This is a genomic window from Aquipseudomonas alcaligenes NBRC 14159 (genome assembly GCF_000467105.1).
In the GTDB taxonomy this organism is placed as follows: Bacteria; Pseudomonadota; Gammaproteobacteria; order Pseudomonadales; family Pseudomonadaceae; genus Aquipseudomonas; species Aquipseudomonas alcaligenes.
Genome location: NZ_BATI01000081.1, coordinates 1 through 3,235, shown reverse-complemented (window position 1 = coordinate 3,235; position 3,235 = coordinate 1). Strand labels below are relative to the sequence as shown.

At 51.5% G+C, this 3,235-nt stretch carries 4 protein-coding genes; 3 read left to right on the top strand and 1 reads right to left on the bottom strand.

What is annotated here, in order from left to right:
• Positions 1-295 precede the first annotated feature (295 nt).
• Positions 296-649: a histone-like nucleoid-structuring protein, MvaT/MvaU family gene (locus PA6_RS22020; RefSeq protein ID WP_021218895.1), complete on the top strand. Its 354-nt coding sequence runs from the start codon at positions 296-298 to the stop codon at positions 647-649.
• Between the two features lie 78 nt (positions 650-727).
• Here the strand turns inward: PA6_RS22020 and PA6_RS23685 are convergent, their stop codons facing one another.
• A complete protein-coding gene (locus PA6_RS23685) occupies positions 728-1,144 on the bottom strand; it encodes a hypothetical protein (RefSeq protein WP_228723522.1) in 417 nt (138 codons plus the stop codon).
• Between the two features lie 234 nt (positions 1,145-1,378).
• Here PA6_RS23685 and PA6_RS23230 point away from each other — a divergent pair, with 234 nt between their 5' ends.
• Both PA6_RS23230 and PA6_RS22005 read left to right on the top strand, forming a co-directional pair.
• Complete coding sequence (locus PA6_RS23230) at positions 1,379-2,074, top strand: class I SAM-dependent methyltransferase (RefSeq protein ID WP_021703171.1); 696 nt, start codon at positions 1,379-1,381, stop codon at positions 2,072-2,074.
• Complete coding sequence (locus tag PA6_RS22005; RefSeq protein ID WP_021703170.1) at positions 2,071-2,790, top strand: lipopolysaccharide kinase InaA family protein; 720 nt, start codon at positions 2,071-2,073, stop codon at positions 2,788-2,790. The genes PA6_RS23230 and PA6_RS22005 overlap by 4 nt, the downstream gene beginning before the upstream one ends.
• Positions 2,791-3,235 lie beyond the last annotated feature (445 nt).

Sequence of the window (3,235 nt, the reverse complement as noted above, 5' to 3'; positions counted from 1 at the left end):
TTTCCTTAATGCAGAAGAAATACGGAGATAAGAAAGCAATTATCTACATCGATTAGGCGTTTTCGTGCCAAGCTAGAGCACATGCCAATCGATGATCATGGTTCTTTATATATCACCGCTTCTACGCGCTTGAGTGGGGTGCTTTGCCATGAAATGGGTGGGGAGGTATCAGGCTTCACTAGGCCGTACGGCATAAATTTAGTGCATTGGTCGACCTATTCGTCGTTAATTTCCTCGCTGCAGATGGCTCGTGTTAGAGTGATTTAATCCAATACACCCTAATAAAGGTTTGTCTATGTCTAAGCTTGCAGAATTCAAGGCTCTTGAGGCTCAGCTTGCCGCTCAGATTAAGCAGCTCGATGTGCTTAAAAATGATGGTGGTTTGAAGCGTGAAATTGAGTTTGAAGAAAAGCTACGCAAGCTCATGGCTGAATACGGCTTTAATTTGGGAAGCGTCATTTCTCTTCTCGACCCACAAGCAAGTCGCCGCTTGGCTCCGGCAATGCAGGGGCAGCGCCGGAAACGCCAGGTCAAGGTTTATAAGCATCCAGAAACCGGTGAAGTGGTTGAGACCAAAGGTGCCAGCAAAGTGCTGAAGGCTTGGAGGGCGCAATACGGAACTGAAAAGGTAGACGGGTGGTTGCAGTAAGTCAGCCGCGTCGATTGCGAAAGGCCAGGCATTGCCTGGCTTTTCTTTTGGAGAGCGGTTGGGTAGATATCACGTAAATTAGTGTTCGGAATCCAATTGCTTTTTCTTCGAGAAGGCCTCACCCATTCGAGATTTTACATGCCTACGCCACTCGTTATCCTCGTCGGTAGGCTTGTTGGCGATCCTGTCTTCCTCTGCTTGAAGTGCGTCTTTGCACTGGCTAAGCCCATCCTCCCACCCCATTTTGTACAGCGAGTCGTTCATGTACTGCCGTACATCTTTTCGAAATGGTTCTAGACCTCCTCCAGCATGCCGACCGCTGCTGCAGCCTGCATCGAAGCCATCAACATAGGTTGGTGGGTAGCCCTCGTATAACATCTGTTCTTGAGTGTTTTGGCAGCCAGATATGAGCGCTGCTGAAAAAATTAGACATGCAGCTAATAGGGGTGAATTTTCATTATTTAGTAATGAAAATGATGTATGCGGGCGATGCATTGACTGATTCCAGGGTGTAGCCTTGAAGTCAGTCTGTTCTTTCTGTTGTTAAGCAGTCGTCAAGATATTGTGAAAAAAACATCAAGCTTAATTGAGTGTTACTGCCACACTGCTCGACGCTGAAATATTAAGTAACCGTTGCTCCGCAGTTGACGAATTTTTCGCATTTTTTTAACGAGTGCTTGATGCCCGGATCTCTAGGGTGGTCAACCAGACCATCTGGAGCGCTATCTCATGCTCAAGCAAGACCCTATCGAGCTCGAATTTTCCCGCAAGTACGACCGCGACCATGCTCAGCAATACTTTGCTAAGCATCAGGATGGTCTGGCTCGACGAATTTCCCATTGGCGGGATGTGGAGGTTGCACGACAAGCACTTAAGCTTGCGGGCGATCCCGCACAAGTTCTGGATCTGCCTAGTGGCGCAGGCCGCTTCTGGCCGCTGCTCTGCGAGAACCCTAATCGAGTAATCCTTGCTGCTGACAACTCTGCTGAGATGCTTGAGATAGCTAGGCAGGGGCAGCCGAAGGATGTTGTCCGGCGGATCACTACCTTCCAAACCTCCGCTTTTGATATTCAACTCAATGACAGTGAAGTGGACTGCGTCTTCTGTATCCGACTGCTGCATCACATCGAGTCTTCAGAGCATCGCCTTGCGATGCTACGAGAGTTCTCCAGAGTTAGTCGCGATAGCGTCATCGTCTCTCTCTGGGTTGACGGCAATTTCAAGGCCTGGAGGCGCCGGCGCCTTGAGTCGAGACGAGCTCTGAAAGGTCGCCCAGCGCAGAACCAAAACCGCTTCATCGTTCCTCGATCGGTGATCGAAAGTGAGTTTAAAGAGGCAGGTTTCCAGGTCGTTGGCCACCTGGACTTCTTGCCGGGCTACGCCATGTGGCGCACATATGTCTTGCGTAAGGCTCCCAAGCTATGAGCCTGCATACGATTACCAGTGCTGCAGGGCGGGTGCAGAAGGGCGCCAAAGGCCTTCGCTCATTTGATCGTTGGTGGGACAGTGGTGGGGAATGGGTAGAGCCAGCCAATAAGCGGCGGGGAGGAGAGAGCGGAGTGCGCATTTTGCGCTCTCTTAACGATGAGCGGCCGGATCTCTACTGCAAGCGTCAGATCGGCCACATCTATCGTTCTCTTCAGCACCCAATGGGACTACCTACGGTGCTGCGTGAGCGAAAGGCGTACCTGGCATATGCTCGCCTCGGTATTCGAACACCAAACATTGTTTACTGTGGAGCCCGTCGCAGTGACGGAAATTGGCAAGCGCTACTGGTGACAGAGGCGCTTCGTGGTTTCGTTAGCCTTCAGGACTGGTATCGAGTTCAGGGTGAGACTCACGTTGCCCAACACCTCATGGCGGCGCTTGGCACAGAGCTGGCTCGGTTGCACAAGGGTAGGTGGCAGCATGGCTGCTTGTATCCCAAGCACATCTTTGTCAAAACCCTCACCAATACCTTGGGGGGAGTGCAGGTCGAAGTTGCTTTGCTCGATCTGGAGAAGAGTCGGCAGAGATGGAGTGTCGGCAAGGCCTCTCGAAAAGATCTATCCCAGCTGAGGAGGCACTGGGGAGAGCTCCCCAAGGATGATCTGCTAGCTCTCGAGGGATCCTACCAGCTTGCTCTAAGAGGGGCTTTGTAGGGGGCTGTGGCTGTATATCTGTGATGGCGGTGTCTGTGAAATGCGCCCCATGGCATTGCTGAATGCCAATTATTGGGGACGAAATAGTTGCAGATAACTCCTGCGGTCCTTGATCAGGCCGAGTGTGCTGGAGTCTTGTTTGATGCTCGGACGGGGACTTGGCTATCAGCCCTGCTACCTACCGGTGCGCACTCTGGAGCCACTGTTTCTATCTGGCTGAGCAATCTGCATTTTGGGGCTGCCTTACCGAGTCTTTGTCTGTGTGATGGGGTTGGGAGTAACCCTTCTAAGCATCACCGATGTAGTCATTTGTCAGACAAAACATCATGTCGGGGTTCGGACAGTTCATCGCTCAGTCAGTAGCAAAGAGCAGGCTCGTGCCTGTTCCTGAAGGGCGAAAATTCTCGCATAGCACTCACGTCTCAATCAGAAGTTACTGCTGCGT

Bases quoted from the DNA above. Each gene is read 5' to 3' on its own strand.
- PA6_RS22020 (WP_021218895.1), top strand. From the start codon at position 296: ATGTCTAAGCTTGCAGAATTCAAGGCTCTTGAGGCTCAGCTTGCCGCT.
- PA6_RS23685 (WP_228723522.1), bottom strand. From the start codon at position 1,144: ATGCATCGCCCGCATACATCATTTTCATTACTAAATAATGAAAATTCA.
- PA6_RS23230 (WP_021703171.1), top strand. From the start codon at position 1,379: ATGCTCAAGCAAGACCCTATCGAGCTCGAATTTTCCCGCAAGTACGAC.
- PA6_RS22005 (WP_021703170.1), top strand. From the start codon at position 2,071: ATGAGCCTGCATACGATTACCAGTGCTGCAGGGCGGGTGCAGAAGGGC.